At 65.6% G+C, this 26,375-nt stretch carries 29 protein-coding genes; 18 read left to right on the top strand and 11 right to left on the bottom strand.

The features are described from left to right. Positions 1-6 precede the first annotated feature (6 nt). The 9 genes from IE100_RS04030 to IE100_RS03990 are packed head-to-tail and all read left to right on the top strand — an operon-like array spanning position 7 to position 8,265. On the top strand, positions 7-1,197 hold the full coding sequence (locus IE100_RS04030) for a flagellar hook protein FlgE (protein WP_189372849.1): 1,191 nt from the start codon (positions 7-9) through the stop codon (positions 1,195-1,197). A gap of 2 nt (positions 1,198-1,199) precedes the next feature. Beyond that, positions 1,200-1,925 (top strand): flagellar basal body rod protein FlgF, encoded by a 726-nt coding sequence (locus IE100_RS04025; RefSeq protein ID WP_189372848.1) that lies wholly within the window; start codon positions 1,200-1,202, stop codon positions 1,923-1,925. A 14-nt stretch (positions 1,926-1,939) separates the two neighbouring features. Beyond that, positions 1,940-2,728, top strand: coding sequence for a flagellar basal-body rod protein FlgG (gene flgG / locus IE100_RS04020; RefSeq protein ID WP_120810532.1), 789 nt, complete (start codon positions 1,940-1,942; stop codon positions 2,726-2,728). Further along, entirely contained in the window at positions 2,725-3,369 is a 645-nt protein-coding gene (flgH, locus tag IE100_RS04015; protein WP_189372847.1) for a flagellar basal body L-ring protein FlgH, read from the top strand. Before flgG ends, flgH begins: the two co-directional genes overlap by 4 nt. An 8-nt stretch (positions 3,370-3,377) precedes the next feature. After that, positions 3,378-4,478: a flagellar basal body P-ring protein FlgI gene (locus IE100_RS04010; RefSeq protein WP_189372846.1), complete on the top strand. Its 1,101-nt coding sequence runs from the start codon at positions 3,378-3,380 to the stop codon at positions 4,476-4,478. Next, positions 4,478-4,906, top strand: coding sequence for a rod-binding protein (locus IE100_RS04005; protein WP_189372845.1), 429 nt, complete (start codon positions 4,478-4,480; stop codon positions 4,904-4,906). Before IE100_RS04010 ends, IE100_RS04005 begins: the two co-directional genes overlap by 1 nt. Positions 4,907-4,915: 9 nt before the next feature. After that, a complete protein-coding gene (gene flgK, locus IE100_RS04000; RefSeq protein ID WP_189372844.1) occupies positions 4,916-6,289 on the top strand; it encodes a flagellar hook-associated protein FlgK in 1,374 nt (457 codons plus the stop codon). A gap of 10 nt (positions 6,290-6,299) precedes the next feature. After that, positions 6,300-7,211 (top strand): flagellar hook-associated protein FlgL, encoded by a 912-nt coding sequence (gene flgL, locus IE100_RS03995; RefSeq protein ID WP_189372843.1) that lies wholly within the window; start codon positions 6,300-6,302, stop codon positions 7,209-7,211. Positions 7,212-7,224: 13 nt separating this feature from the next. Next, positions 7,225-8,265, top strand: coding sequence for a hypothetical protein (locus IE100_RS03990; RefSeq protein ID WP_189372842.1), 1,041 nt, complete (start codon positions 7,225-7,227; stop codon positions 8,263-8,265). A gap of 81 nt (positions 8,266-8,346) precedes the next feature. Here IE100_RS03990 and udk read toward each other — a convergent pair whose 3' ends face one another. The 10 genes from udk to iscR form a co-directional block, all read right to left on the bottom strand. Further along, positions 8,347-8,961, bottom strand: a complete 615-nt coding sequence (gene udk / locus IE100_RS03985; RefSeq protein WP_189372841.1) for a uridine kinase — start codon at positions 8,959-8,961, stop codon at positions 8,347-8,349. A 137-nt stretch (positions 8,962-9,098) separates the two neighbouring features. Next, complete coding sequence (locus IE100_RS03980; RefSeq protein ID WP_189372840.1) at positions 9,099-9,734, bottom strand: glutathione S-transferase family protein; 636 nt, start codon at positions 9,732-9,734, stop codon at positions 9,099-9,101. A gap of 118 nt (positions 9,735-9,852) precedes the next feature. After that, the gene (gene iscX / locus IE100_RS03975) at positions 9,853-10,047 is read right to left on the bottom strand and encodes a Fe-S cluster assembly protein IscX (protein ID WP_189372839.1); all 195 of its coding nucleotides are present in this window, start codon (positions 10,045-10,047) and stop codon (positions 9,853-9,855) included. Between the two features lie 27 nt (positions 10,048-10,074). After that, positions 10,075-10,416, bottom strand: coding sequence for an ISC system 2Fe-2S type ferredoxin (fdx, locus tag IE100_RS03970; protein ID WP_047966868.1), 342 nt, complete (start codon positions 10,414-10,416; stop codon positions 10,075-10,077). Between the two features lie 52 nt (positions 10,417-10,468). Next, the gene (gene hscA / locus IE100_RS03965) at positions 10,469-12,328 is read right to left on the bottom strand and encodes a Fe-S protein assembly chaperone HscA (RefSeq protein ID WP_189372838.1); all 1,860 of its coding nucleotides are present in this window, start codon (positions 12,326-12,328) and stop codon (positions 10,469-10,471) included. A gap of 67 nt (positions 12,329-12,395) precedes the next feature. After that, complete coding sequence (gene hscB, locus IE100_RS03960; protein WP_189372837.1) at positions 12,396-12,941, bottom strand: Fe-S protein assembly co-chaperone HscB; 546 nt, start codon at positions 12,939-12,941, stop codon at positions 12,396-12,398. 86 nt (positions 12,942-13,027) lie between these two features. Then, positions 13,028-13,351 (bottom strand): iron-sulfur cluster assembly protein IscA, encoded by a 324-nt coding sequence (gene iscA / locus IE100_RS03955; protein WP_047966865.1) that lies wholly within the window; start codon positions 13,349-13,351, stop codon positions 13,028-13,030. 47 nt (positions 13,352-13,398) lie between these two features. Then, complete coding sequence (gene iscU, locus IE100_RS03950; RefSeq protein WP_047966864.1) at positions 13,399-13,782, bottom strand: Fe-S cluster assembly scaffold IscU; 384 nt, start codon at positions 13,780-13,782, stop codon at positions 13,399-13,401. 58 nt (positions 13,783-13,840) lie between these two features. After that, positions 13,841-15,058 (bottom strand): IscS subfamily cysteine desulfurase, encoded by a 1,218-nt coding sequence (locus tag IE100_RS03945; RefSeq protein WP_229800215.1) that lies wholly within the window; start codon positions 15,056-15,058, stop codon positions 13,841-13,843. Between the two features lie 25 nt (positions 15,059-15,083). After that, positions 15,084-15,569: a Fe-S cluster assembly transcriptional regulator IscR gene (iscR, locus tag IE100_RS03940; RefSeq protein ID WP_047966862.1), complete on the bottom strand. Its 486-nt coding sequence runs from the start codon at positions 15,567-15,569 to the stop codon at positions 15,084-15,086. 265 nt (positions 15,570-15,834) lie between these two features. Here iscR and IE100_RS03935 point away from each other — a divergent pair, with 265 nt between their 5' ends. After that, positions 15,835-16,956 carry a beta-ketoacyl-ACP synthase III gene (locus IE100_RS03935; protein WP_189372836.1) on the top strand — a complete coding sequence of 374 codons (1,122 nt, stop codon included), beginning with the start codon at positions 15,835-15,837 and terminating at the stop codon, positions 16,954-16,956. Between the two features lie 62 nt (positions 16,957-17,018). Here IE100_RS03935 and IE100_RS03930 read toward each other — a convergent pair whose 3' ends face one another. After that, positions 17,019-17,942: a LysR substrate-binding domain-containing protein gene (locus tag IE100_RS03930; RefSeq protein WP_189372835.1), complete on the bottom strand. Its 924-nt coding sequence runs from the start codon at positions 17,940-17,942 to the stop codon at positions 17,019-17,021. 382 nt (positions 17,943-18,324) lie between these two features. Here IE100_RS03930 and IE100_RS03925 point away from each other — a divergent pair, with 382 nt between their 5' ends. The 8 genes from IE100_RS03925 to trxA all read left to right on the top strand — a co-directional run bounded on the left by IE100_RS03925 (position 18,325) and on the right by trxA (position 26,366). Beyond that, a complete protein-coding gene (locus tag IE100_RS03925) occupies positions 18,325-19,917 on the top strand; it encodes an ABC transporter substrate-binding protein (RefSeq protein WP_189372834.1) in 1,593 nt (530 codons plus the stop codon). Positions 19,918-20,251: 334 nt separating this feature from the next. After that, a complete protein-coding gene (locus IE100_RS03920) occupies positions 20,252-21,280 on the top strand; it encodes an ABC transporter permease subunit (protein WP_189372833.1) in 1,029 nt (342 codons plus the stop codon). Positions 21,281-21,290: 10 nt separating this feature from the next. After that, the gene (locus IE100_RS03915) at positions 21,291-22,214 is read left to right on the top strand and encodes an ABC transporter permease subunit (protein WP_189372832.1); all 924 of its coding nucleotides are present in this window, start codon (positions 21,291-21,293) and stop codon (positions 22,212-22,214) included. 9 nt (positions 22,215-22,223) lie between these two features. Continuing rightward, positions 22,224-23,201 carry an ABC transporter ATP-binding protein gene (locus IE100_RS03910; protein WP_189372831.1) on the top strand — a complete coding sequence of 326 codons (978 nt, stop codon included), beginning with the start codon at positions 22,224-22,226 and terminating at the stop codon, positions 23,199-23,201. Next, positions 23,198-24,172, top strand: coding sequence for a peptide ABC transporter ATP-binding protein (locus IE100_RS03905; protein ID WP_189352535.1), 975 nt, complete (start codon positions 23,198-23,200; stop codon positions 24,170-24,172). Before IE100_RS03910 ends, IE100_RS03905 begins: the two co-directional genes overlap by 4 nt. Before the next feature lie 118 nt (positions 24,173-24,290). Then, complete coding sequence (gene coaD / locus IE100_RS03900) at positions 24,291-24,836, top strand: pantetheine-phosphate adenylyltransferase (protein ID WP_189372830.1); 546 nt, start codon at positions 24,291-24,293, stop codon at positions 24,834-24,836. An 85-nt stretch (positions 24,837-24,921) separates the two neighbouring features. Then, entirely contained in the window at positions 24,922-25,869 is a 948-nt protein-coding gene (locus tag IE100_RS03895; RefSeq protein WP_189372829.1) for a class I SAM-dependent methyltransferase, read from the top strand. A gap of 131 nt (positions 25,870-26,000) precedes the next feature. Continuing rightward, on the top strand, positions 26,001-26,366 hold the full coding sequence (trxA, locus tag IE100_RS03890) for a thioredoxin (RefSeq protein WP_189372828.1): 366 nt from the start codon (positions 26,001-26,003) through the stop codon (positions 26,364-26,366). The last annotated feature ends 9 nt before the right edge of the window (positions 26,367-26,375 follow it).

Below are 26,375 nucleotides of genomic sequence, written 5' to 3'. Positions count from 1 at the left end.
CTCAGCATGAGTTTCGAAATCGCGCTTTCCGGCATCAACGCCGTCAATAGCCAGCTTGGCAACATCAGCAACAACATCGCCAACTCCGGTACCTACGGCTTCAAGTCCAGCCGCGACAACTTCGCCTCCATGTACGCCGGCAGCCAGGCCACCGGTGTCGAGGTCGGCTCCACCACCCAGAACATCGGCCGCGGCGGCAGCGTGGTCGCCACCGGCCGCGCGCTGGACGCGGCGATCCAGGGCGGCGGCTTCTTCGTCACCAAGGACAACAACGGCAGCGTCGCCTACACCCGCGTCGGCATCTTCAATACCGACAAGGACGGCGTGCTGGTCGACGCCTTCGGCCGCAAGGTGCAGGGCTATGCCGCGGTAGAGGGCGCGCCGGCGGGGACGCTGGGCGCGCTGGGCGACATCCAGGTGCCGACCGGGCAGGTCGCGGCCAAGGCCAGCAGCACGCTGGAGTACAGCGGCAACCTGTCCTCCGGCTGGGTGGCGCCGGCGGTGGCGTTCGACAAGGACAATCCGGCCACCTTCAACGGCTCCAGCGTGTCGACGGTGTTCGATTCGCTGGGTCAGAAGCACAGCGTCACGCAGTACTTCGTGAAGACCAACGCCAACGAGGTGACCGTGCACTACGCGATGAACGGCGCGCTGCTGCCGACCACCGCGGTGATGACCTTCGGCACCGACGGCCAGCTGACCGCCCCGGCGGCCCCGGTGGCGCTGCCGCTGGGCACTCCGGCCGGCGCCGCGGCGCTGAGCGTCAACGTCGACTACAGCGGCACCTCGCAGTTTGCCGGCGAGACCACCTCGGCGGTGAACAGCAGCGACGGCTACGCCGCCGGCACCCGTACCGGCCTGCGGCTGGAAGAGGACGGCACCGTCACCGCCACCTACAGCAACGGCGAGAAACGCGCCGTCGGCACCATCGCGCTGGCGACCTTCCCCAACGAGAACGGCCTGGTGGCGGTATCCGATACCAGCTGGACCGAATCCGGCGCCTCCGGCACCGCGCTGCTGTCGGCGCCGGGCAGCGGTAACGTCGGCACGCTGGCGGTCAACGCGCTGGAGCAGTCCAACGTCGACCTCACCGCCGAGCTGGTCAACCTGATGACCGCGCAGCGCAACTACCAGGCCAACACCAAGGTGATCTCCACCGAGAACCAGGTGATCCAGGCCCTGATGCAGGCCGTCTGAGCATGGATGCGCTGATCTACACCATCATGAGCGGTGCCAACCGCACCCTCAAGGCGCAGCAGGTGCGCGCCAACAACCTGGCCAACGCCGACACCCCCGGCTTTCGCGCCGACATCGAGGTCGCCAGCAGCCAGGCGGTGCCCGGCTACGGCTACGACGCGCGCCACATGACGGTACTGCAGCCCAGCGCGGTGTCGGTGAAGCAGGGCGTGATCGCGCAGACCGGGCGCGAGCTGGACGTGGCGATCCGGGGCGAGGGCTTCTTCACCGTCGCCACCGCCGGCGGCGAGGCCTACACCCGCGGCGGCCAGTTCGACGTCGCCGCCGACGGCTCGCTGATGCTGGGCGGCCGCCAGGTACTGGGCGACGGCGGCGCCATCGTGCTGCCGGAACACCGCCAGGTGCAGGTTGCCGCCGACGGCACGGTGTCGGTACTGCCGCCGGGCTCGGAGGCGATGCAGGCGGTCGGCCGCCTCAAGCTGGTGAAACCGGCGCCGGAAGAACTGAGCAAGACCAGCGACGGCCTGATCGTCAGCCGGCTGGAGCCAACGTTGGCCGCAGACGACACGGTACGGGTGCAGGGCGGCCATCTGGAGCGCAGCAACGTATCGGCCGTGGAAGAGATGATCGCCTCGATGACGCTGAACCGCAGCTTCGAGATGCAGTTGAAGATGTTCAATGCCGCCAATGACATGGTCGAGGCCGGCAACCGCCTGGTGCGCGGCTGACAGGAGAAACCACCATGAATCCAGCACTGTGGATCAGCAAGACCGGCATCCAGGCGCAGGACGCGCGCCTGGGCGCCATCGCCAACAACCTCGCCAACGCCAACACCGTCGGCTTCAAGCGCGACCGCATGGTGTTCGAAGACCTGTTCTACCAGGTGGAACGCCAGCCCGGCGCGCAGGTGGACGACAACAACCTGTCGCCGTCCGGCGTGCAGCTGGGCAACGGCACCCGCCTGGTCGGCACCCAGAAGATCTTCACCACCGGCAGCATCAACACCACCGGCCAGGCGCTGGACGTGGCCATCGTCGGCCAGGGCTTTCTGCAGGTGCAGATGGCCAACGGCGAAACCGGCTACACCCGCGCCGGCCAGCTGCAGGTCAACGCCGAGGGCCGCCTGGTCAACGCGCAGGGCCTGCCGCTGCTGCCGGCGATCACGCTGCCGGCGGACACCACCGCGGTCAACATCAGCGACAGCGGCATGGTGTCGGTGACGCTGTCCGGCGGCACCGCCACCACCGAGGTCGGGCAGCTGACGCTGGCCAACTTCGTCAACCCCACCGGCCTCTTGGCGCTGGGCGACAACCTGTTCCAGCAGACCACCGCCAGCGGCGAGGCCGTGGTCGGCAACCCCGGCAGCGACGCGCTGGGCAAGCTGCGCCAGCGCGCGCTGGAAGGCTCCAACGTGCAGGTGGTGGAGGAAATGGTGGACATGATCGCCGCGCAGCGTACCTACGAGATGAACACCAAGGTGCTGTCCGCCGCCGACAACATGATGCAGAACCTGGCGCAGGCGGTGCGATGAAGGCGCTGCTGCCGCTGTTGCTGCTGCTGTCGGCCTGCGCGCAGCTGCCGCTGGCGCGCGACAGCGAGGAGCTGCCGCCGCCACCGGTGGAAGAGGTGGCGGCGCGGGGTGTAGCCGGCGGCGTGTTCAACCCGGCCGCCGGCTGGTCGCTGCTGTCCGACCGGCGCGCCTTTCGCAGCGGCGACGTGCTGACGGTGCTGCTGGAAGAAACCACCCAGGCCAGCAAGAGCGCCGGCACCAGCTTCGACAAGCAGTCCGGCGTCAGCATCACCCCGTCCATCATCGGCACCCGCGAGTTCGATACCCAGGTCGGCATCTCCGCCGGCCGCGAGTTTGACGGCAACGCCAGCTCATCGCAGCAGAACAGCCTGTCCGGCGCGCTGACCGTGATCGTGCAGCAGGTGCTGCCCAACGGCCTGCTGCTGATCAAGGGCGAGAAGCAGCTGACGCTGAACCAGGGCGAGGAATTCCTGCGCCTGGCCGGCTACGTGCGCAGCGACGACATCGACGCGCGCAACCGCGTGTCCTCGCTGCGCATCGCCAATGCCCGCATCGCCTATTCCGGCCGCGGCGCGCTCAGCGACGCCAACGCCCCCGGCTGGCTGACGCGCTTCTTTACCAGTCCGTGGATGCCGTTCTAAGAGACATCATGCCGAAATTCCTTACCCTGCTGTTCGCGCTGCTGCTGTGCGGCAGCCTCCTCCCGGCGCAGGCGCAGCCCTTGCGCAACCTGGTGCATGTCGAGGGCATCCGCGACAACCAGCTGGTCGGCTACGGCATCGTGGTCGGCCTCGACGGCAGCGGCGACAATTCGCAGGTCAAGTTCACCGGCCAGGCGGTGGCCAACCTGCTGAAACAGCTGGGCCTGCAGCAGGGCGAGCAGGCCGATCCCAAGGTGAAGAACGTGGCGGCGGTGACGGTCAGCGCGGTGCTGCCGCCGGGCTACCGCCGCGGCCAGACCATCGACGTCACGGTGTCGTCGCTGGGCGACGCCAAGAGCCTGCGCGGCGGCACCCTGCTGCTGACGCAGCTGCGCGCCGCCGACGGCGAGATCTACGCGCTGGCGCAGGGCAATGTGGTGATCGCCGGGCTGTCGGCGCAGGGCAAGAGCGGCTCCAGCATCACCGTCAACACGCCGACCTCCGGCCGCATTCCCAACGGTGCCTCGGTGGAGCGCGAGATCGCCAGCGATTTCGACAGCGGCCCGAGCGTGCATCTCAGCCTGAAGAAACCCAATTTCGAGACCGCGACCAACGTGGTCAACGCCATCAACCAGCGCTACGGCCGCATCGCCAGCACCCGCAACGCCACCGCCATCGAGGTGCAGGCCCCGACGGACCCGACCGCGCGCGTCGCCTTCGTCGCAAGGCTGCAGGCGCTGAACGTCAACGTCGGCGGCGAACTGCCCAAGGTGGTGTTCAATTCGCGCACCGGCACCGTGGTGGTCAGCCAGGGGGTGACGGTACGTCCGGCCGCAGTGTCGCACGGCAGCCTGAAGGTGGTGATTTCCGAGCGGCAGCAGGTCAGCCAGCCCGGCGCCTTCAGCAACGGCACCACCACCACGGTGCCGGAGTCGCAGCTGCGGGTGGAGCAGGGCGAGGGCCGCATGTTCCAGTGGCCGGCCGGCGCGCGGCTGCAGAGCATCATCGACACCGTCAACAGCACCGGCGCCACCCCGGACGACATCATGGCCATCCTGCAGGCGCTGGATCAGGCCGGCGCCATCGACGGCGAACTGGTGGTGATCTGATGGAAACGGTTTTTTCCCCGGACGGCGGCGCAAGGTTGGCCGCAAACGCCGACGGCACACCGGCGATCGCGCCGGCGCAGCGGCAGCAGATCGAGCGCGCGGCGGAAGGCTTCGAGGCGCTGTTCATCAAGGAGATGCTGGCGCAGATGCGCAAGGCGACGCGCAGCATGGCCGGAGAAGACAGCATCTTTGCCGACAGCATCAACAGCGACATGCTCGATTTTGCCGACATGGCGATCGCCGAGCAGCTGGCGCGCGAGCGCCGCTTCGGCATCAGCGAGGTGCTGATCGCGCAGCTGCTGCCGCAAAATGCGGCGCCGCCACTTAAGGAATCGCCGGCGGCGGTCGCTTATTCCCCGGTACAGGCCGGTAGCGGCAGCGAACTCGCTGCCTTCGCGATGCCGGTGAATCTCCCATTCCGTCAGTAAGGTTACGCTATGCGCATGGTGCACAACGCGCTGTCCGGTACCGCCGCCGCCCAGGCCGCGCTCAATACCGTCAGCCAGAACATCGCCAACGTGATGACCCCCGGCTACTCGCGCCAGGGCGTGGTGCTGGCCACGCTGGTGCCCAACGCCGGCGATCCGCACAGCGCCGGCTCCGGCGTCGACGTTGCCGCCATCCGCCGCTTCAGCGACGACTACAAGAACCTGCAGCTGTGGCAGGCGGCGGCCAGCCGCGGCGAGCTGAGTGCGGCGCGCCCCTACTACACCCAGCTGGAACAGGTGATGGGCAACAGCGGCAGCAGCCTGTCGGTCGGCCTCGACAAATTCTACGCCGCGCTGAACGCGGTCAGCGCCGATGTCGGCTCCAGCCCGCTGCGCGACCAGGTGATCAGCGAAGCCGGCGCGCTGGCGCAGCGCGTCAACCACCTCAACCGCGTCTACGCCACGCAGCAGGCGTCGGTCAACGAACAGCGGGCCGCCACGCTGACCCAGATCAACAGCCTGTCCGGCAATATCGCGGCCCTCAACGCCAAGATCGCCGCGGTACAGTCGTCGGAGGTGAACACCTCCGGCCTGCTCGACGAGCGCGACCGCCAGATCGACCAGCTGGCGGCGCTGGTCGACGTGCGGGTGATGTCGCAGCCGGATGGCAGCAAGAGCCTGACCCTGCGCAGCGGCCAGCCGCTGGTGATGGGCGACACCGCCGCCACCCTCGGCAGCAGCACGCAGCCCGACGGCTCGCAGCGGGTGACGCTGGCCTTCGCGCAGGAAACCTTCGTGCTGGCCAACGACAATGTCGGCGGCCAGCTCGGCGGCCTCAACCACTACGAACGCGCGGTGCTGCGCCCGATGGTGGCGGCGGTAAGCACGCTGGCGCAGGAGCTGGCCGATCGCGTCAACGGCCAGCTGGCCGCCGGTTTCGACATGGCCGGCAACCCCGGCGCGCCGCTGTTCGTGTTCGACGCCGCCAGCGCCGACGGCATGCTGCAGCTGGCCGCGATCCAGTCGTCGCAGCTGGGTTTCTCCGGCGACGCCACTGCCGCCGGCGACAGCCAGAACCTGCTGGCGCTGATCGCGGTGAAGGATCAGCAGGTGGTGATCCCCGGCCTTGGCAGCGTGACTCTGAGCGACGCCTACTCGCAGCTCACCGGCCGCCTCGCCATCGACAGCCAGCAGAACAAGGCGGCGCTGAGCACCGCCGAGGTGGTGCGCGCGGAGGCGGAGAGCAGCTGGAAGTCGACCAGCAGCGTCAACAACGACGAAGAAGCGGTCAACCTGATCGAATTCCAGAAAATGTACCAGGCGAACATGAAGGTGATCGCCGTCGCCAACGAGCTGTTCGACAGCACGCTGGCCATGTTGTAAGGAGCCGCCGATGCGCATCGCCAGTACCCAGTACCACACCACCATGAGCCTGGCGCTGGACCAGACCAGCGCCAAGACCGCCGAGCTGCTGCAGCAGATGTCGTCCGGCAAGCGCCTGCTGCTGCCGTCCGACGACCCGATCGCCAGCGTGCGCCTGCTGCGCCTGGGGCGCGAGGAGGCGGCGCTGGGCCAGTACCGCGACAACATCGCCAGCGTGCGCAGCAAGCTGTCGGTGAACGAGTCCTACCTGGCCGGCATGGGGCGCGACATGCTCGACGTGCGCGACCTGCTGCTGATGGCACTGGAGGGCAGCTACACCGCGCAGGATCTGCGCGACATGGCCGGGCCGCTGCAGAGCCTGCGCGACAGCCTGTTCTACGCCGCCAACACCAAGGACCAGGAGGGGCGTCACCTGTTCTCCGGCACCGCCATCGCGCAGCCGGCGCTGAGCCTCGATGCGGCGCAGCCGGCCGGCAGCCGCTACAGCTTCACCGGCAACAGCCAGCCGCAGCAGGTGATGGTCGGCCACGGCGTGACCCAGGCGGCCAACGTGACGCTGGAACACCTGCCGGATTTCCTCAACAGCCTGGACGCGACCATCGCCGTGCTGCAGGACCCGGCGCTGAACCCGCAGGATCCGGCCACCGGCAGCCAGCTGCGCGCCACGCTGCAGGCGCTGGACGTGGCGCACAACCGCAATACCAGCAAGATCTCGCAGCTGGGCAGCAGCCAGAACACCTTGCAGATGATGGCCGACAACCACGGCAACGTCAGTCTCTCCAACCAGCAGAGCATCACCCAGCTGGAAAGCCTGGATTACGCGCAGGCCAATATCAACATGAACAGCTACATGCTGGCGCTGCAGTCCAGCCAGAAGGCCTACGGCCGCGTCAGCAGCCTGACGCTGTTCGACGTGCTGTAAGGTTGGCCGCATCATGACCCGCTCCTCGCTTCATCTGGACAGCCCGCGCCAGCCGCTGGCGCGCACCGCTGCCGGCAGTCCGGCGCCGGCCGGCAATGTCACGACCGAACCGGCCGCCACCACCAGCAGCGCGGCGTCGCCGGCGCCACGCCGCCACGGCGGCGACAACTGGCGCTACAGCAGCCAGCTCAACCAGCAGCTGACCGCGGCGCAGCGCGCGCTCGGCTTTGTCGACGGCCTCGCCGGCCAGCTGGAGGCGCTCAAGGGCGAACTCAGCGGCCAGCTGACGCAACGGCGGGTGGACAGCGCGCGGCTGGCGCGCGGCATCGAGCAGGTGGCGCAGCAGTGGTCGCAGCGTGGCGTGGCCAGCGGCGGCAGCCTAGACAGCCGCCTGCAGTTCCGCCTCGCCGCCGACGCGCGGCAGACCTTCACCGTGCGCGGCCTGGAGGTCGCCAACCTGACCCAGGGCGCGGCGGAAACGCTGGTGTTCTTCACCGGCGAGCCGGGCAGCGGCCCGGCGGCGGTCCAGGTCGGCGAGCCGCTGAGCGAGTCGGCGCTGCTGGCCGCGCTCGGCCGCGCGCTGGCGCCGTCCGGCATCCAGCCGCAGCTGGACGAGCAGGGACAATTGCAGTTTTCGGTGGCGGAAGAGGCATGGCAGGGCGTGCGCGAACGCTTCAGCCTGCGCGGCGGCGGCATCCGCTTCCCGGCCGGCCAGCCGCAGCACCTGAAACTGCAGCCGACCGAGCAGGCGCTGCAGCCGCAGCAGTGGCAAAGCGCGGACCACGCCGGCACCCGCCAGACGCTGCAGAAGGTGCTGCGCGCGCTGGACCAGCTGCAGCTGTCGCGCGCCGCCATCAGCCGCGCGATGGCCGAGGTGCGCCACGCCATCGCGCAGCTGTCGCAGATGAGCGAGCAGCTGTGGGCCGACGGCTTCGTCAACGATTTCAACGCCCGCTTCAACACACCGGACAGCGAGTCGGGGCTGTACGAGGTGGTGCCGGCGCTGCTGGGCGTCAGCCGCTACCGCGTGCTGTCGCTGCTGGCGCTGCCGTAAGCGCCACGGCGCAAGGTTGGCCGCAAAAAAGGGCGTGCCTCCGTGACGGAGACACGCCCTTGTCGCGTGTGTGGTGGTGCGTCAGGCGATCAGGCTGGCCACCTTGGTGGTGATGATGTCCACCGCCGGATCGTTGGCGCCGTGCGGCAGGATCACGTCGGCAAAGCGCTTGGTCGGCTCGATGAACTGGTTGTGCATCGGGCGCACCGTGGCCAGGTACTGCTCGATCACGCTGTCGGTGGTGCGGCCGCGTTCGGCGATGTCGCGCTTCAGGCGGCGGATGAAACGCACGTCGGCGTCGGTGTCGACGAAGATCTTCAGCGACATCATCTCGCGCAGCGCGGCGTCGTACAGCGGGAACAGGCCCTCGATCACGATCACCGGCGCCGGCTGGATGGTCACGGTGCGGCTGGCGCGGGTGTGCCTGGTGAAGTCGTAGCTGGGCATCTCGATGGCGCGGCCGCAGCGCAGCTCGTCGATGTGCTCGATCAACAGCGGCCAGTCGAAGGCGTGTGGATGGTCGTAGTTGGTGGCGAGGCGCTGCTCGAAGCTGAGGTGGCTCTGGTCGCGGTAGTAGTCATCCTGCACGATCACCGCCGCCATCTCCGCGCCTATGGTTTCCAGCACCTTGCGGGTCACCGTGGTTTTGCCGCTGCCGCTGCCGCCAGCGACGCCGATGATGAACGGAGTCGTCATGTTGTCTGTGCCCGATCGAAATGAAAAACCCGCCATTCTAATGACTTGCCGCCATTTTCTCCATCGGCAATGCCGCCTGCGGCCCGCGGATATGCCAGAAAACAGCCATCGCGGGCTATTTTCCGGCGATGGCATGCTCAGGCGTCGGTGGCGGCCTGCTCCAGTTCCGCGTCATCCAGCCATTGCTGCATCGCCGGCAGCGACAGCAGGCTGTCGGCGTAGGCTTGCGACACCGGGTCCAGCGCCACGCCGTAGCTGACAAAGCGCAGCACCACCGGCGCGAACATGGCGTCGGCGATGCCGAAGTGGCCGAACAGGAAGTCGCCGTCGGCGACGAAACGCTGGCGCAGCTGGCGCCAGATGGCGGTAATGCGCGCGATGTCGGCGGCGCAGTCGGCGGACGGCTGCAGCTGGGTGCGCAGGCAGGCGTTCATCGGCATCTCGCTGCGCAGCGCGGTGAAGCCGGCGTGCATCTCGGCGCTGATGGCGCGCGCCTCGGCGCGGTCGGCGCGCTCCTGCGGCCACAGCCGCGCCGCCGGGAACAGCTCGGCGAGGTATTCGCAGATCGCCAGCGAGTCGTGCACGCGCAGCAGGCCGTCGAACAGCACCGGCACCTTGCCGGCGGGGTTGGCCGCCAGCAGCTGCTGCTTGCTGTCCGGGTGGTAGAGGTGGATGTGTTTCTCGGCGAACGGCTCGCCCAGCTGTTTCAGTACCAGCCACGGCCGCAGCGACCAGGAGGAGAAGTTCTTGTTGCCGATGACGAGGGTCAGCATGATGGCTCCAGTGCAGGATTGAGGGTCATGCTGCATTACAGCCCAGCACCGGCATCAGGACAAGCAAAACGCCCTGCCGGAATGGGCAGGGCGTGACGGCTGTTGCGGCCAACGTTGTTCAGTCGGCTTCGTTGATCCAGGCCTGCTGGATCGCTTCCAGCACCTTTTCGCCGCCGCGGCCGTGGTCGTCGTCAAAACCCGGCAGCTCCACCACCCAGTTGTGCAGGTCGGTAAAGCGGATGGTGGTCGGGTCGATGTCCGGATGCGCCTCGTACAGTTCGATGGCGATATCGTTGATGTCGGTCCATTTCATGGCACGTCTCCTTGGATGCGGCGTGGCTCAGTGGTGTTCGCGGGCGTGGTTGATGGTGTAGCGCGGGATCTCCACCACCAGGTCTTCGCTGGTGACGATGGCCTGACAGGACAGCCGCGACTGCGCTTCCAGCCCCCAGGCCTTGTCCAGCATGTCGTCTTCCAGGTCGTCGGACGGCGGCAGCGAGTTGAAGCCTTCGCGCACGATGACGTGGCAGGTGGTGCAGGCGCAGGACATCTCGCAGGCGTGTTCGATCTCGATGTCGTGGGCGAGCAGGGCTTCGCACACGGTGGTGCCGGTGGCGACATCGTCGAGTACGGCGCCCTCGGGGCACAGGTCGGCGTGTGGCAGCACAATGATACGCGGCATGGTCAATCCTTCAGGTGTCGTTCTGCGTTGCGGCCAACGTTGGCCACAACGCTTACAGGGTTTCGATGTTCTTGCCGGTCAGCGCGCGCTGGATGTTGCGGTCCATGCGGCGCGCGGCAAACGGTTCACTGGCCTGGTTGAGCTTGTGCGAGCAGGCGTTGATGTCCTTGGTACTCTCTGCGGCCATGGCGTCGCGCAGCGCCTGCATCGCCTCGTCCAGCGCAGCGCGTTCGGCCTCGTCGAGCAGGTCGGCGTCGCTGGCCAGCGCGACGTCCAGCGCGTCCAGCAGGCTGTCGGCGTCGACCATCGCCTCGCGCAGCTTGCGCGCGTTGATGTCGTCGGCGACGTGGGCGATCGAGTCGCTCAGCATGCGCGTGATCTCGTCATCGGACAGGCCGTAGGACGGTTTCACCTCGATGCTGGCCTCGACGCCGGAGATGATCTCGCGCGCGGTCACCGCCAGCAGGCCGTCGGCGTCGACCTGGAAGGTGACGCGGATGCGCGCGGCGCCGGCCACCATCGGCGGGATGCCGCGCAGCACGAACTTGGCCAGGCTGCGGCAATCGGACACCAGTTCGCGCTCGCCCTGCAGGATGTGCACGGAGAGGGCGGTCTGGCCGTCCTTGAAGGTGGTGAATTCCTGCGCCCGCGCGATCGGGATGGTGCTGTTGCGCGGGATGATCTTCTCGGTGAGGCCGCCCATGGTTTCCAGCCCCAGCGACAGCGGGATCACGTCCAGCAGCAGCCACTCGTCGTCGCCCTTGTTGCCGGCCAGCACGTTAGCCTGGATGGCGGCGCCCAGCGCCACCACCTTGTCAGGGTCGAGGTTGGTCAGCGGCGGGGTGCCGAAGAAATCGCCGACCGCCTTCTGTACCTGCGGCATGCGCGTGGCGCCGCCGACCATCACCACACCCTTGACGTCCTCGGCGCCGATCTTGGCGTCGCGCAGCGCCTTGCGTACCGGCAGCAGCGTCTTGTCGATCAGCGTCTTGCTGATGGCGTGGAAGGTGGCCTGCGACAGTTGCAGGTCGATGGTCTGGCCGTCGGACAGCACGGCGGTGATGCGGGTGTCGGCGTGCTCGGTCAGCGCTTCCTTCGCCTCGCGGGCGCGGGTCAGCAGCAGGCGGGTGTCGTGCGCGGACAGGCCGTGCAGGCCGGCCTGTTCCAGGATCCAGCAGTAGATGCGGTGGTCGAAGTCGTCGCCGCCCAGCGAGGAGTCGCCGCTGGTGGCCAGCACCTCGAACACGCCGCGGGTCAGCGCCAGCACCGACACGTCGAAGGTGCCGCCGCCGAGGTCGTACACCACGTAGGTGCCCTCGGCGCCGTTATCCAGCCCGTAGGCGATGGCGGCGGCGGTTGGCTCGTTCAGGAGGCGCAGCACGTTGAGGCCGGCAAGCTTGGCGGCGTCCTTGGTCGCCTGGCGCTGTGCGTCGTCGAAGTAGGCCGGCACGGTGATCACCGCGCCGATCAGCTCGCCGCCGAGGCTGGCCTCGGCGCGTTCGCGCAGGCTGCGCAGGATGTCGGCGGACACCTCCACCGGGCTCTTGTGGCCGGCGCGGGTCACCAGCTGCACCATGCCCGGCGCGTCGACGAAGCGGTAGGGGCTGCGGCCAACGTCCTGGATGTCGGCGAGACCGCGGCCCATGAAGCGCTTCACCGACACGATGGTGTTGTTCGGGTCGCGGCTCTGTTCCGCCTGCGCGTCGAAACCGACGATGGTGCGGCCGTCGTCGCGGTAGCGCACCACCGACGGCAGCAGGCTGCGGCCGTGCTCGTCCGGCAGCACGGTGGCGGCACCGCTTTTCACGGTGGCGACCAGCGAGTTGGTGGTGCCAAGGTCGATCCCGACCGCCAGACGGTGCTGGTGCGGGGCGGCGGACAAGCCGGGTTCGGCGATTTGCAGTAGGGCCATGGCTGCTAGCTACTCTTTATTCAATGATCCGGGCTGGCCGCGGTATTGCGGCCAACCTTGGGTATGCTCAAAACAGCAACGCCTCGATGGCGTCGCCGATTTCCTGATCCAGCTTTTCCAGAAAGCGCAGCTTGCGCACCAGGAGCGCGGCGCCGGCGTGGTCGTGCCGTTCGTCCAGCGCGGCGCCCAGTTCGTCTTCCATCGCGCGCACGTCCTGGCGCAGCTGGCGCGACAGGCGCTCCAGCGCGTCGACGTCATGGCCGTGGCGGGCGTCCTCGATCGCCTCGCGCCACTCCATCTGCGCCATCAGGAAGGCCGGCGGCATGCTGGTGTTGGTTTCCTCGGCGGTGTCGATACCGGCCAGCCGCAGCAGGTAGCGCGCACGCGCCAGCGGCGATTTCAGCGTCTGGTAGGCTTCGTTGACGCGGGTGGCGGCCATCAGCGCGACGCGCTTTTCGGTGTCGCCGGCGCTGGCGAAGCGGTCCGGATGCACCTGCGCGGCGGCGGTGCGCCACAGCGTGTCCAGCTCGGCGCCGTCCAGCGCGAAGCGGCGCGGCAGGCCGAACAGGGCAAAGTGGTCCTGCTGGAAGTCGGAGAACAGGTCGGCGGTCATGGAGGCTTTCTGCGGGCAACACCCGGGCGGGGCCGGGACGCGACAGCGGCCCCTGTCAGACAGGGGCCGTCGGCGCGGCAAGGGGATCAGACGTTGAAGCTCTCGCCACAACCGCACTCGTTTTTCACGTTCGGGTTGTTGAACTTGAAGCCTTCGTTGAGGCCTTCCTTGGTGTAGTCCAGCTCGGTGCCGTCAAGGTAGGCGAGGCTCTTGGCGTCGGTGAACACCTTGACGCCGAAGCTCTCGAACGCGATGTCGTCATCGCTGGCGACATCGACGAATTCCAGCTTGTAGGCCATGCCGGAACAGCCGGAAGTCTTGACGCCGAGGCGGACGCCCAGCCCCTTGCCGCGCTTGGCGATGAAGTTGCTGACGTGACGGGCGGCGTTTTCGGAAAGCGTGATAGCCATAGTGCGTTTGCCTTCAGGATTAGGAGGGCGGCCACGGCCGCCCGGAATCATTTAGCGTGCTTTTGCTTGTAGTCGGCGACGGCCGCCTTGATCGCGTCTTCGGCCAGGATCGAGCAGTGGATCTTGACCGGCGGCAGCGCCAGTTCTTCGGCGATCTCGGTGTTCTTCAGCGCCATCGCCTGGTCCAGCGTCTTGCCCTTGACCCATTCGGTCACCAGCGAGCTGGAGGCAATGGCGGAGCCACAGCCGTAGGTCTTGAACTTGGCGTCTTCGATCACGCCCTGTTCGTTGACCTTGATCTGCAGCTTCATCACGTCGCCACAGGCCGGCGCGCCGACCATGCCGGTGCCGACCGATTCGTCGCCCTTGTCGAAAGCCCCCACGTTACGCGGGTTCTCGTAGTGGTCCATTACCTTGTCGCTGTATGCCATGATTTTCTCCTTGTCGATGCGGCCGGCCGGTGCAGGGTTGGCCGCATCATGCCATCTGTTAGTGTGCAGCCCATTCGATGCTGTTGAGGTCGACGCCGTCCTTGAACATCTCCCACAGCGGGGACATCTCGCGCAGCTTGCCGATCTTTTCGTGCAGCAGCTTGATCGTGTAGTCGACATCGGCCTCGGTGGTGAAGCGGCCGATGGAGAAGCGGATCGAGCTGTGCGCCAGTTCGTCGTTGCGGCCCAGTGCGCGCAGCACGTAGGACGGTTCCAGCGAGGCCGAGGTACAGGCCGAGCCGGACGATACCGCCAGGTCCTTGATCGCCATGATCAGGCTCTCGCCTTCGACGAAGTTGAAGCTCACGTTCAGGTTGTGCGGTACGCGGGCGTCGATGTCGCCGTTGAGGTAGACCTCCTCGATGTCCTGCAGACCGGCCCACAGGCGGTCGCGCAGCATGCGGATGCGCTCGTTTTCGGCGTGCATGCTCTCGCGGGCGATGCGGTAGGCCTCACCCATGCCGGCGATCTGGTGCGTGGCCAGGGTGCCGGAGCGGAAGCCACGCTCGTGGCCGCCACCGTGCATTTGCGCCTCCAGGCGCACGCGCGGCTTGCGGCGGATGTACAGCGCGCCGATGCCTTTCGGGCCGTAGGTCTTGTGTGCGGAGAAGCTCATCAGGTCGACCTTGAGCTTGTCGAGGTCGATGTCGATCTTGCCGGTGGCCTGAGCCGAATCCACGTGCAGCAGGATGCCGCGGCTGCGCAGCAGCTCGCCGATGGCCGGGATGTCCTGGATCACGCCGATCTCGTTGTTCACGAACAGCACCGACACCAGGATGGTGTCCGGGCGCAGCGCCGCTTCCAGTGCCGCGAGGTCGAGCAGGCCGTTGTCCTGCACGTCGAGGTAGGTGACCTCGAAGCCCTGGCGTTCCAGCTCGCGCATGGTGTCCAGCGTGGCCTTGTGTTCGGTCTTCAGCGTGATCAGGTGCTTGCCCTTGCTCTTGTAGAACTGGGCGGCGCCCTTCAGCGCGAGGTTGATCGATTCGGTGGCGCCGGAGGTCCACACGATTTCCTTCGGATCGCAGTTCACCAGTGCGGCGACCTGGGCGCGGGCGTTTTCCACCGCTTCCTCGGCGGTCCAGCCGTAGACGTGGCTACGCGATGCCGGGTTGCCGAAGTTCTCGGTCAGGAACGGGATCATTACCTCCGCCACACGCGGGTCGACCGGCGTGGTCGCGGAGTAATCGAGGTAAATGGGGTGTTTCAGCTCGCTCATTACGGGTTCTCCACGAGGTCGACGGTCAGATGGTGCCGGCGAGAGGCTCGCTACAGGTGCCATTACGGCGTTGTGGGCGTTGATCTATTACTACGCAGGTTTCTTTGGCGCGCTGCGCGTCGACCAGGCTGGCCAGGCTGACCTTGGACAGGTAGTCGAAGATGGTCAGGTTCAGGTTGGTCCACAGGTCGTGAGTCATGCAGCGGTGGTTGTCGTGACAGTTCTCGCGGCCGCCGCACTGGGTGGCGTCCACCGATTCGTCGACCGCGACGATGATGTCGGCGACGGAGATTTCCTGCACGGTGCGCGCCAGCGTGTAGCCGCCACCGGGGCCGCGCACGCTGTCCACCAGCTGCGAACGGCGCAGCTTGCCGAATAATTGCTCGAGATACGACAGGGAAATGCCCTGGCGCTCGCTGATGCCGGCCAGCGTCACCGGACCGTTTGCTTCGCGCAGGGCGAGGTCCAGCATGGCTGTTACGGCAAAGCGGCCTTTGGTGGTCAAGCGCATGGTGAAAGGCTCCCTGAATAGTTGTGGCGATTATACCCTAAATCCGAGTAATTTAGTCAACTATTGCGGGTCTTGGTTCCACGGGGCTGTGGTATCGGGAGTGCCGTCCGGCGAAGGTTGGCCGCAAGGGCCGGGAAGGCTGGCGCGTGATTATAACGCGCTTTGCTGCGCGTGGCCGGGATTTTTCCGCGGCGACTGGTGTATGATTCGCACAAACAATTGTTTGAATTTTAGCTGCCCTAGCGCACACGCCGAAGGATTCTCTATGTACAAGGTTGTCATCAGCGGCACCGGCCTGTTTACCCCGCCCCACGCCGTCAGCAACGAGGCCCTGGTGGTGGCCTTCAACCAACACGTTGCCGACTTCAACGCCGCCCACGCGACGCAGATCGCCAGCGGCGAGATCGCGGCGCTGACCGAGTCCAGTGCCGAATTCATCGAGAAGGCCTCTGGCATCAAGCAGCGCTACCTGATGGATGCCGCCGGCGTGCTCGACAGCCGGCGCATGGCGCCATCGCTGCCGGAGCGCGACAACGACGCGCTGTCGGTGCAGGCGGAGATGGCGGTGGCGGCGGCGCGCGAGGCGCTGGTCCGCGCCGGGCGCACGGCGGCGGACATCGACATGGTGATCGTGGCCTGCTCCAATATGCCGCGGCCGTACCCGGCGCTGTCGATCGAGGTGCAGCAGGCACTGGGCATCAGCGGCTACGCCTTCGACATGAACGTCGCCTGCTCGTCGGCCACCTTCGGCATCCAGACCGCGGTTAATGCCATCGCCAGCGGCCAGGCGCGCGCGGTGCTGATGGTGAACCCGGAGATCTGCTCGGCGCACCTGAACTTCCGCGACCGCGACAGCCACTTCATCTTCGGCGACGCCTGCACCGCGGTGCTGCTGGAGCGCGCCGAGCTGGCCACGGCGGCACAGCGCTTCGAGGTGGTGGACTGCAAGCTGGCGACGCTGTTCTCCAACAATATCCGCAACAACTTCGGCTTCCTCAACCGTTGCGACGAGCGCGGCATCGGCGCACTGGACAAGCTGTTCGTGCAGCAGGGGCGCAAGGTATTTAAAGAGGTGTGTCCGATGGTGGGCGAACACATCGTCGCGCACCTGGCCAGCCAGGCCATCCAGCCTGGCGACGTGAAGCGCTTCTGGCTGCACCAGGCCAACCTGAGCATGAACCAGCTGATCGCCCGCCGCGTGCTGGGACGTGACGCCGAGGCCGCCGAGGCGCCGGTGATCCTCGACCGCTACGCCAATACCAGTTCTGCCGGTTCGGTGATCGCGCTGCACCTGCATCACGAGGACATGGCCGCCGGCGAGCTTGGTGTGCTGTCCTCGTTCGGCGCCGGCTACTCGGTGGGCAGCGTGATCCTACGCAAATGCTGAGCGACAAAATTTAAGTGTCACTAAAATGCCACAGTTTCCGGTGGCATTTTTTACGGCTTTTTTTACTGGATGGCGGCATGTTGCCACGGCACCAGCGCCGGGTCCTGGATCACTTTCATGGTGGCAGTGCGGAAGTCATGCACCAAACTGGAGCGGCGGCCGGTACTGGGGTAGGCCAGCACGTAATCGTGGGTGGCCTCGGTCTGGAAAGGCTTTACGACAACGCCATGTTTTTCCCATACCTGGGCGCCGAACGGCTCGACGATGGAGACGCCCAGACCGTGCGCGACCATCGCGTAGCGGGTGTGCGAGGTGTGGGTTCGGATGGGAAATTGAGGTTTTTCAATGGCTTGCGGAAAGTACTTGTCTTCTTGCCCCTGGCTGAGCGGGCGGTTGGGAATCCAGCCGATCACGTTCTCGCCGGCCAGGTCGGCCGGGGTGATCACCGCCCGTTCGCACAGCCGGTGTCCGGCCGGCAGCGCGCACAGCACCTCGGCCTGCAGGATGGGTTCCACCTCGATGCCGGCGATGGCGGGGAAGGCGAGGCTGAGCGCGACGTCCACCTTCAGGTCCTGCAGCCGCACCAGCACCTCGGCGTTGCCGACCGAGTCGATGTTGACCGGCACGTCCGGTTGCATCTTGAAAAACTCTTTTAGAATCAAAGGCAACAGCGTGGTGGATAGCACCGGCATGCAGGCGACGCTCAGCGCCTGGGTCTCGTCCTTGCGGATGGTCTCGGCGGCCTTGCGCAGGCGTTCGAGGCCGAGGAAATTCTCTTCCACCGCCAGCTGGAAGCGCACCGCCGCGGTGGTCGGTTCCATGCGGCCCTTGGTGCGGTTGAACAGGCGGAAGCCGAGGTCGGCCTCCAGGTCGGCGATCAGGCGGCTGACCGCCGGCTGGGTGATGTGCATGCGCCGCGCCGCACCCACCGTGGTGCCGGTGTCCATTAACGAGCGGAATGCCTCAATTTGGCGAAAACGGATCATGGTGCGGCCCTGGAAAAGTGAAAGCAAAAGCCTATAACAAAATCACATTGATGATGATAATAACTTAGTGGATGTGATAGGTTGGCTGTGAAATACTGCGCCGCAGCCGGCAGACTTTGCCCGGTTCGCAGTTTTTTGACTTGGGCTGAGGTGTGCTTTTTCTGATGCTCCGTTGCAGCGATCGGTATAAAGTCAACACGAACATGCTGCTGCCAGCCATCCACGTAGAACGTTATCGGCTTGTTAGTTGTATGTCGTAATCGGGAAGGGCTTTGCTGCGGTCGTCCCCTGGATGACTGCGGAAAATGAGCGGCCCGTCAGCCCGGAACTATGGAGGCGTAACAACGCCGTCATTAAAAACACAATAAGGAATAGAGAAACTATGCGAGTTGCTAAACACCTTTTGCTGGCTGCCGGTCTGACTGCCGCGGCATCCGCCGCCCAGGCTGCAGGGACCCTGATCTACTGCTCGGAAGCCAGCCCTGAAGGCTTTGATTCTGCACAATACACCGGCGGTTCCACCTTTGACGCCGCCGGTCACGCCATGTTCAACCGCCTGATCGAGTTCAAGGCCGGTTCCACCAATATCGAGCCGGGTCTGGCCGAGTCGTGGACTTCGTCGCCGGACGGCCTGACCTACACCTTCAAGCTACGCAAGGGCGTCAAGTTCCACACGACCGAATACTTCACCCCGTCCCGCGATTTCAACGCCGATGACGTGGTGTTCAGCTTCATGCGGATGATCGACAAGAACCATCCGTTCCGCAAAGCGTACAACGTCGAATTCCCGTACGCGTCCGATACCGGCCTGGACAGCAACATCAGCGCCGTCGAGAAGACCGATCCGTACACCGTGGTGTTCAAGCTGAAGGCCCCGGATGCCGACCTGCTGGCCAAGATCGCGATGCCGTTCGCGTCCATCCTGTCCGCCGAGTTCGGCGACAAGCTGATGAAGGAAGGCAAGGCGTCGATGATCAACCAGCAGCCGGTCGGCACTGGTCCGTTCATCCTGAAGCGCTACCAGAAAGACGCGCAGATCCGTTACGCGGCCAACAAGCAATACTGGAAAAAAGGCGACGTCAAGGTCGACAACCTGATCTTCGCGATCACCACCGACCCGTCGGTACGCGCCCAGAAGATGAAGGCCGGCGAATGCCAGATCATGTCCTATCCGAAGCCGCAGGATCTGGCCGGCATGAAGGCCGATCCGGCTCTGAAGATGCTGTCCGCACCGGGCTTCAACATCGGCTACCTCGCCTACAACGTTGAAAAGCCGCAGCTGAAGAAGCTGGAAGTGCGCCAGGCACTGGACATGGCCATCAACCGCAAGGCGATCATCGACGCCGTGTACCAGGGCCAGGGCCAGGAAGCGGCCAACCCGTTCCCGGCGTCCTTGTGGTCGTACAACAAGTCGCTGCGCAACCAGCCGACCGATATCGCCAAGGCCAAGGCCCTGCTGGCCAAGGCCGGCTACCCGAACGGCTTCGAGATCACCCTGTGGGCGATGCCGGTACAGCGTCCGTACAACCCGAACGCCAAGCTGATGGCGGAAATGATCCAGGCCGACTGGGCCAAGATCGGCGTCAAGGCCAAGATCACTTCCTACGAGTGGGGCGAATACCTCAAGCGCATGAAGAACGGCGAGCATGACGCGGGCCTGATCGGCTGGACCGGCGACTACGCCAGCCCGGACAACTTCCTCGGCGTGTTGCTGACCTGCGAAGCCATCGGCGGCTCCAACTACGCGCGCTACTGCAGCAAGGCCTTCGACAAGGAAGTGCTGGGCGCCCGCAAGAGCACCGACCTGAAGCAGCGCACCGCCATGTACGCGAAGGCGCAGGAAATCTTCAAGAAGGACCTGCCGTGGTCGACCATCGCCCACTCGGTGGTGAACCAGCCGATGCGCAAGGAAGTGAACGGCTTCAAGATCAGCCCGTTCGGCGACTATTCCTTCAAGGGTGTTAGCGTCAAGTAAGTTCGCGGTATCGCCCGGCGGGTCCGGGTGAATGGCAAGGAGGGCGCCTTTGGCCCCTCCTTGTTCATTATCAGGCGAACGGTTTATGCAAAAGGAAAGTCGGGGCGCACCAGCGGTGCATTGATGTCCCGTGATTGACCTGTATCAAGGCGGTCACGGTGTGCGATCCGTAAAGTGCGTCTTGCCGTGGCGGCGATGCATCTGGTGTAGGTGGGTGGTCAGATGCAGTTACGTCGCCCGGCACCCCTCCTGCTTTCCTTCCGGCAGTTCCCGTTCCCTGTCTCTTGCAGCAATACGTCACGCCTATCTCTGTGCGTGGACGGGAGACCTTCACATGTTTTTCTTTATCCTGCGTCGTCTTGGCGTGCTGATTCCGACCTTTTTCGGCATCACGCTGATTACCTTCAGCCTGATCCGCATGATCCCGGGCGATCCCATCGAGGTGATGATGGGCGAGCGTTCGCTAGACCCCGCCCTGCACGCGGCGGCGATGAAGCGCCTGGGCCTGGATCAGCCGCTGTATATCCAGTACTTCGACTACATCGGCAACCTGTTCCAGGGCAACCTGGGCGCCTCGCTGAAAACCCAGCAAAGCGTGTGGAGCGAATTCACCACCCTGTTCCCGGCCACGCTGGAGCTGGCGTTGTGCGCACTGGTGTTCGCCACCGTCTGTGGCCTGCTGGCCGGCGTGGTGGCGGCGATCAAGCGCGGCTCCATCTTCGACCACGGCGTGATGGGCATCTCGCTGACCGGCTTCTCGATGCCGATCTTCTGGTGGGGCCTGATCCTGATCATGCTGTTCTCGGTACAGCTGGGCTGGACCCCGGTTTCCGGCCGCCTCGATCTCGCCTTTGACGTGCAGCCGCAGACCGGCTTCATGCTGATCGATGCCTGGCGCGCCGAAATGGCCGATCCCGAATACAACGCCGGCGCCTTCAAGGACGCGGTGATGCACCTGATCCTGCCGGCCATCGTGCTGGGCACCATCCCGCTGGCGGTGATCGCGCGGATGACGCGCTCGTCGATGCTGGAAGTGCTGCGCGAGGACTACGTGCGCACCGCCCGCGCCAAGGGCCTGTCGCCGGCGCGCGTGATCTTCATCCACACCCTGCGCAACGCGCTGATCCCGGTGCTGACCGTGATCGGCCTGCAGGTGGGCACGCTGATGGGCGGCGCGGTGCTGACCGAGACCATCTTCTCCTGGCCGGGCATCGGCAAGTGGCTGATCGACGCCATCGGCCGCCGCGACTACCCGGTGGTGCAGAACGGCATCCTGATCGTGGCCACGCTGGTGATCCTCACCAACTTCATCGTAGACATCCTGTACGGCATCGCGAACCCGCGCATCCGTCATGCCAAGTAAGAGGCGAGCAATGACATCCATTTCTACTGCGCCCACCGCGGCGCCGGTTGAAGAGTTGGCCGCAGGCTATCCTTCGCCGCTCAAGGAGTTCTGGCAGGGCTTCTCCCACAACAAGGGTGCCGTCGCCGGGCTGGTGTTCATGTCCATCGTCGCCTTCTGTGCGCTGTTTGCGCCGTGGATCGCGCCGTACGACCCGATCGAACAGTTCCGCGACTACTTCCTGACGCCGCCGGCCTGGGCCGACGGTGGCAGCAGCCAGTTCTTGCTCGGCACCGACGAGCTGGGCCGCGACATCCTGTCGCGCCTGATCTACGGCGCGCGCCTGTCGCTGCTGATCGGTCTGGTGTCGGTGGTGATGGCGCTGATTCCCGGCGTGGTGATGGGCCTGCTGGCCGCCTTCTTCCCGAAGGCGCTGGGCACCGTGATCATGCGCCTGATGGACGTGATGATGGCCTTGCCGTCGCTGCTGCTGGCGGTGGCGATCATGGCCATCCTCGGGCCCGGCCTGGTCAACGCGATGATCGCCATCGCCGTGGTGTCGCTGCCGGCCTATGTGCGCCTGACGCGCGCCTCGGCGATGACCGAACTGAACCGCGACTACGTGACCGCCTCGCGCGTCGCCGGCGCCGGCCTGCTGCGCCTGATGTTCGTTACCGTGCTGCCCAACTGCATGGCGCCGCTGATCGTGCACGCCACCATGAGCTTCTCCTCCGCCATCCTGGAAATCGCGGCGCTGGGCTTCCTCGGCCTCGGCGTACAGCCGCCGACACCGGAGTGGGGCACCATGCTGGCCTCGGCGCGTGACTACATGGACAGCGCCTGGTGGGTGGTGACCCTGCCGGGTCTGACCATCCTGGTGTCGGTGTTGTCGATCAACCTGATGGGCGACGGCCTGCGCGATGCGCTGGACCCGAAAATGAAGCGCGCGGCGTAAGGGAAAATCATGAGTCTGTTGCAAATCAAGAACCTCTCGGTCGAGTTTGGCTCCGAGAAAAACCCATTCCGCGCCGTGGAAGGGCTGGACCTGTCGGTCGACCAGGGCGAGATCGTCGGCATCGTCGGCGAGTCCGGCTCCGGCAAGTCGGTGACCATGATGGCGATGATGGGCCTCTTGGAAGGGCAGGGTCGCATCGTCGCCGACGAGCTGACCTTCGACGGCAAGAACCTGCTCACCATCAGCGCCAGGGAGCGCCGCAAGATCGTGGGCAAGGACATCGCCATGATCTTCCAGGACCCGATGACCTCGCTGAACCCGAGCTACACCGTCGGCTACCAGATCATGGAGGTGCTGAAGGTGCACCAGGGCCTGCGCGGCGCCGAGCTGCGCGCGCGTGCGCTGGAACTGATGGAGCTGGTGGAGATCCCGGCGGCCAAGACCCGTCTGGAAGCCTATCCGCACCAGCTGTCCGGCGGCATGAGCCAGCGCGTGATGATCGCGGTGGCACTGGCCTGCAACCCCAAGCTGCTGATTGCCGACGAGCCGACCACCGCGCTGGACGTCACCATCCAGGCGCAGATCATGGACCTGCTGGTCAACCTGCAAAAAGAACGCAATATGGCACTGCTGATGATCACCCACGATCTGGCGGTGATTGCCGAGGTGGCGCACCGCGTGGCGGTGATGTACGCCGGCCAGGTGGCGGAAGAGGGCTCCGTGCCGCAGCTGTTCCGTCACCCGGTGCATCCGTATACCCAGGCGCTGCTGTCCTCCATTCCGGAGCACAGCAAGGGCGCACGCCGGCTGGTGACCCTGCCCGGCATCGTGCCCGGCCAGTACGACCGCCCGAGCGGCTGTCTGCTGTCGCCGCGCTGCCCGTACGCGCAGGAACGCTGCCGCAACGAGCGTCCCGGCATTACCGCGCACGAGCATGGTGCCGTGCGTTGCTTCTACCCGCTGTTCGAGAAGAAGGAGGCCCCATGAGCCAGACTGTATTGCAGGCTCGCGACCTGACCCGTCACTACGAGGTGTCGCAGGGCTTCATGAAACCGAAGGCCGTGGTCAAGGCGCTGAACGGTGTGTCGTTTGAACTCAAGGCCGGCAAGACGCTGGCGGTGGTCGGCGAATCCGGCTGCGGCAAGTCCACGCTGGCACGGCAGCTGACGCTGATCGAGGCACCGACCGCCGGTTCGCTGGTGCTGGACGGTGTCGACATCGCCCATGCCGGCAAGGCCGAACTCAAGGCGCTGCGCAGCAAGGTGCAGATGGTGTTCCAGAACCCGTACGCCTCGCTCAACCCGCGGCAGAAGGTCGGCGACCAGCTGGGCGAGCCGCTGCTGATCAACACCAAGCTGACGGCAAAGGAGCGCGAGGACAAGGTCAAGGCGATGATGAAGCGCGTCGGCCTGCGCCCCGAGCACTACTACCGCTACCCGCACATGTTCTCCGGCGGCCAGCGCCAGCGTATCGCCATCGCGCGCGCCATGATGCTGCAGCCGCAGATCGTGATCGCCGACGAGCCGACCTCGGCACTGGACGTGTCGATCCAGGCGCAGGTGCTGAACCTGTTCATGGACCTGCAGGAAGAGTTCAACACCGCCTACGTGTTCATCTCGCACAACCTGGCGGTGGTGGAGCACGTCGCCGACGACCTGATGGTGATGTACCTCGGCCGCGCGGTGGAGGTGGGCAGCAAGGAAACGATCTACGCCAGGCCGCTGCACCCCTACACCCAGGCGCTGCTGTCGGCGACACCGTCGATCTATCCTGAGGATCGCAGCATCAAGATCAAGATCCACGGCGAGCTGCCCAGCCCGCTCAACCCGCCGAGCGGCTGCGCCTTCCACAAGCGCTGCCCCTACGCGACCGAGCTGTGCGGCAGGGAAGTGCCGCAATTGCGCACCCTCGAAGGCCGCGAAGTGGCGTGCCATCATGCGGAAACCATCAACGCCTGATATTCTGCAATAGAGTGCCGCACCGGCGTGATGCGTTACTGCACCGCGCCGGTGCTTTTATTTTTGCAACGCAGCAAAAACTCCTTGTCCACCATCCCCAGCCACGCTACATTCCGCCATGACAAACAGTCGCAAAGGAAAGCATCAATTGAAGCGCGCCGTCTATGCCGGTAGTTTTGACCCGGTGACCAACGGGCATTTGTGGATGATTCGCGAGGCCGTGGAACTGTTTGACGAGGTGGTGGTGGCCATCGGCGTCAATCCGGAAAAACATTGCACCTTCAGCGTGGACGAGCGTCTGGACATGCTGCGTGCCGTCACGCGCGGTTTTTCCAAGCTGCGGGTCGAGGTGTTCGAGAACCAGTTCCTGGTCAACTATGCGCAGAGCATTGAAGCCAACTACATCATTCGCGGCATCCGCACCGCCAGCGACTACGAGTACGAGCGCACCATGCGCTACATCAACTCCGATCTGCACGCCGACATCACCACCATCTTCCTGCTGCCGCCACGCGAGTACGCCGAGGTGTCCTCCACCATGGTCAAGGGCCTGATGGGGCCGCAGGGCTGGGAACAGGTGATCCGCCAGTACGTGCCGGAACCGGTGTACCGACGCCTGGTGGCCTATCATGAACGGCAGCAGGCCGCGCTGAACAACGACTAGCCGTGCGGCCAACCCTGGCCGCAACGCACCGAATATTGGCGCCGGACATGTTCCGGCGCTTGGTTTTTATCGAAAAGGAAGTTGCATGGTTGACGTTTCCGCCTTTGCCAACCGGCTTGCCAAGAACTACAAGCACTACGCCAAATGGGCGCGCCGCAACGGACTGGACGCCTGGCGCGTCTACGACCGCGACGTGCCGCAGTTTCCGCTGATCATCGACCTGTACGGCCAGCGCATCCACCTGCAGGAGTACGACACCGGCTGGCAGATCGAGGAATCCGAGTACGTGGCGTGGATCGCCGCGGTGCAGCAGGCGATCAGCGAGGTCACCGGCGTGCCGCTGTGGAACATCGCGCTGAAGACGCGCCGCCGCCAGAAGGGTGAGAGCCAGTACGAGAAGACCGGCCGCGAGGGCGAGGACTTCGTGGTGGCGGAGCAGGGCCAGCGCTTCTGGGTCAACCTCGACGCCTACCTCGACACCGGCCTGTTCCTCGACCACCGCAACACCCGCAAGCGGGTGCGCGACGAGGCGGCCGGCAAGCGCTTTCTCAACCTGTTCGCCTACACCGGCAGCTTCACCGTGTACGCGGCCGCCGGCGGCGCGGTCAGCAGCGAGACGGTGGACCTCTCCAACACCTACCAGGCGTGGAGCCGGCGCAATTTCGAGCTGAACGGCCTGGATCTGGACAAGCACCAGCTGATCCGCGACGACGTGTTCCAGTACCTGGAAGACGCCGCCTTTGCCGGCAAGCAGTTCGACCTGATCGTGATGGACCCGCCCAGCTTCTCCAACTCCAAGAAGATGGTGGACGAGCTGGACGTGCAGCGCGACCAGGTCAAGCTGGTCGACGGCGCGATGCGGCTGTTGGCGCCGGACGGCGTGCTGTACTTCTCCAACAACCTGCGCAGCTTCACGCTGGACGACAGGTTGGCCGCAGACTACGCGGTGCAGGACATCAGCGCGCAGTCGGTGCCGGAGGACTTCCGCAACAGGAAGATCCACCAGTGCTGGCGCATCCGCCATCGCCACTGATAGCGGTCGCCAATGTGCGGCATCGCGAAATTCAATGGCGGCCATCCCTTGCCTGATCGCTGCATTGCGACAATCTTGAAAAGCAGCAAGCTTGGCCGCAGCGGCCGCCACAACGAACCCAAGGAGCCGTCATGGCCTACGTAAACATCACCGCCGATACCTTTAACGACACCGTAGACCGCGACGGCATGGTGATCCTCGACTTCTGGGCGCCGTGGTGCGGCCCGTGCAAGTCGTTCGGCCCGATCTTCGAGGCGGCGGCGGAAAAACACCCCGACATCGTGTTCGCCAAGATCAACACCGAGGACGAGCAGGAGCTGGCCGCCCACTTCAAGATCCGTTCCATCCCGACGCTGATGGCGCTGAAGGACGGCATCGTGGTGTTCCACCAGGCCGGTGCGATGATGGCGCCGCAGTTCGAGCAGCTGGTGCAGGCGGTACGCGACCTGGACATGGAGCAGGTGCGCGCCGACATGGCCGCCCAGGACCAGGGCTGAGCGGTGACG

Source organism: Vogesella alkaliphila (assembly GCF_014652475.1).
Taxonomy (GTDB): domain Bacteria; phylum Pseudomonadota; class Gammaproteobacteria; order Burkholderiales; family Chromobacteriaceae; genus Vogesella; species Vogesella alkaliphila.
Note: the sequence above shows the minus strand (reverse complement) of the source record. Positions and strands in the feature narration are given on the sequence as shown.

What these genes read in the sequence shown, in the direction of transcription:
- fdx (WP_047966868.1), bottom strand. Translation starts at nt 10,416, where the DNA reads ATGCCGCGTATCATTGTGCTGCCACACGCCGACCTGTGCCCCGAGGGC.
- iscA (WP_047966865.1), bottom strand. Translation starts at nt 13,351, where the DNA reads ATGGCTATCACGCTTTCCGAAAACGCCGCCCGTCACGTCAGCAACTTC.
- coaD (WP_189372830.1), top strand. Translation starts at nt 24,291, where the DNA reads ATGACAAACAGTCGCAAAGGAAAGCATCAATTGAAGCGCGCCGTCTAT.
- IE100_RS03915 (WP_189372832.1), top strand. Translation starts at nt 21,291, where the DNA reads ATGACATCCATTTCTACTGCGCCCACCGCGGCGCCGGTTGAAGAGTTG.
- iscR (WP_047966862.1), bottom strand. Translation starts at nt 15,569, where the DNA reads ATGCGCTTGACCACCAAAGGCCGCTTTGCCGTAACAGCCATGCTGGAC.
- flgK (WP_189372844.1), top strand. Translation starts at nt 4,916, where the DNA reads ATGCGCATGGTGCACAACGCGCTGTCCGGTACCGCCGCCGCCCAGGCC.
- IE100_RS04025 (WP_189372848.1), top strand. Translation starts at nt 1,200, where the DNA reads ATGGATGCGCTGATCTACACCATCATGAGCGGTGCCAACCGCACCCTC.
- iscX (WP_189372839.1), bottom strand. Translation starts at nt 10,047, where the DNA reads ATGAAATGGACCGACATCAACGATATCGCCATCGAACTGTACGAGGCG.
- iscU (WP_047966864.1), bottom strand. Translation starts at nt 13,782, where the DNA reads ATGGCATACAGCGACAAGGTAATGGACCACTACGAGAACCCGCGTAAC.
- flgH (WP_189372847.1), top strand. Translation starts at nt 2,725, where the DNA reads ATGAAGGCGCTGCTGCCGCTGTTGCTGCTGCTGTCGGCCTGCGCGCAG.
- IE100_RS04010 (WP_189372846.1), top strand. Translation starts at nt 3,378, where the DNA reads ATGCCGAAATTCCTTACCCTGCTGTTCGCGCTGCTGCTGTGCGGCAGC.
- IE100_RS04030 (WP_189372849.1), top strand. Translation starts at nt 7, where the DNA reads ATGAGTTTCGAAATCGCGCTTTCCGGCATCAACGCCGTCAATAGCCAG.
- hscB (WP_189372837.1), bottom strand. Translation starts at nt 12,941, where the DNA reads ATGACCGCCGACCTGTTCTCCGACTTCCAGCAGGACCACTTTGCCCTG.
- IE100_RS03910 (WP_189372831.1), top strand. Translation starts at nt 22,224, where the DNA reads ATGAGTCTGTTGCAAATCAAGAACCTCTCGGTCGAGTTTGGCTCCGAG.
- IE100_RS03935 (WP_189372836.1), top strand. Translation starts at nt 15,835, where the DNA reads ATGTACAAGGTTGTCATCAGCGGCACCGGCCTGTTTACCCCGCCCCAC.
- IE100_RS03945 (WP_229800215.1), bottom strand. Translation starts at nt 15,058, where the DNA reads ATGAGCGAGCTGAAACACCCCATTTACCTCGATTACTCCGCGACCACG.
- IE100_RS04005 (WP_189372845.1), top strand. Translation starts at nt 4,478, where the DNA reads ATGGAAACGGTTTTTTCCCCGGACGGCGGCGCAAGGTTGGCCGCAAAC.
- IE100_RS03895 (WP_189372829.1), top strand. Translation starts at nt 24,922, where the DNA reads ATGGTTGACGTTTCCGCCTTTGCCAACCGGCTTGCCAAGAACTACAAG.
- IE100_RS03920 (WP_189372833.1), top strand. Translation starts at nt 20,252, where the DNA reads ATGTTTTTCTTTATCCTGCGTCGTCTTGGCGTGCTGATTCCGACCTTT.
- IE100_RS03930 (WP_189372835.1), bottom strand. Translation starts at nt 17,942, where the DNA reads ATGATCCGTTTTCGCCAAATTGAGGCATTCCGCTCGTTAATGGACACC.
- IE100_RS03990 (WP_189372842.1), top strand. Translation starts at nt 7,225, where the DNA reads ATGACCCGCTCCTCGCTTCATCTGGACAGCCCGCGCCAGCCGCTGGCG.
- flgG (WP_120810532.1), top strand. Translation starts at nt 1,940, where the DNA reads ATGAATCCAGCACTGTGGATCAGCAAGACCGGCATCCAGGCGCAGGAC.
- flgL (WP_189372843.1), top strand. Translation starts at nt 6,300, where the DNA reads ATGCGCATCGCCAGTACCCAGTACCACACCACCATGAGCCTGGCGCTG.
- udk (WP_189372841.1), bottom strand. Translation starts at nt 8,961, where the DNA reads ATGACGACTCCGTTCATCATCGGCGTCGCTGGCGGCAGCGGCAGCGGC.
- hscA (WP_189372838.1), bottom strand. Translation starts at nt 12,328, where the DNA reads ATGGCCCTACTGCAAATCGCCGAACCCGGCTTGTCCGCCGCCCCGCAC.
- trxA (WP_189372828.1), top strand. Translation starts at nt 26,001, where the DNA reads ATGGCCTACGTAAACATCACCGCCGATACCTTTAACGACACCGTAGAC.
- IE100_RS03925 (WP_189372834.1), top strand. Translation starts at nt 18,325, where the DNA reads ATGCGAGTTGCTAAACACCTTTTGCTGGCTGCCGGTCTGACTGCCGCG.
- IE100_RS03980 (WP_189372840.1), bottom strand. Translation starts at nt 9,734, where the DNA reads ATGCTGACCCTCGTCATCGGCAACAAGAACTTCTCCTCCTGGTCGCTG.
- IE100_RS03905 (WP_189352535.1), top strand. Translation starts at nt 23,198, where the DNA reads ATGAGCCAGACTGTATTGCAGGCTCGCGACCTGACCCGTCACTACGAG.